The 394-nt window shown below is 66.2% G+C and carries 1 protein-coding gene; it reads right to left on the minus strand.

The window, feature by feature from the left end; genetic code table 11:
* Positions 1 to 394: transposase (locus ACZXDY_RS46475; RefSeq protein WP_464350098.1), on the minus strand; the 394-nt coding region annotated here is incomplete at both ends.

A 394-nucleotide genomic window follows, 5' to 3' on the forward strand; every position in this document is an offset into this window, starting at 1 on the left:
GCTGATGCGCACCAGCGCGCCGATCTTCAGGAGCTTGAGGCGGATGGTGCCGCAGGTGGCGTCCGCAAAGGTGGTTTCGGCAAGGCCGATGCGCCGCAGGGCACAGATCAGCACATAGGCCATCGAGGCGAACCACAGCCGCAGTTGGTTGGCGCGCATGGTCGCTGCGGAAGTGCGGTCGGCGTAGAGGTCGAGCTGGCACTCCTTGATGCGGTTTTCCATGTCGCCGCGGGCGCAGTAAACGTCCTCGTAGAGCTGCCGCGCGCCCACCTCGGCCCGCTTGAGCGAGGTCACGACGAAGCGCGGATTGGCCTCGCCTGTTGTCCACTCCGCCTTGGCGACGACGCGGCGCCTTCGGCTCCAGGTGTCGAGCGTGCTCCATTGGAAGTCCTTG

The sequence above is a fragment of the Bradyrhizobium sp. LeoB3 genome, assembly GCF_055456055.1.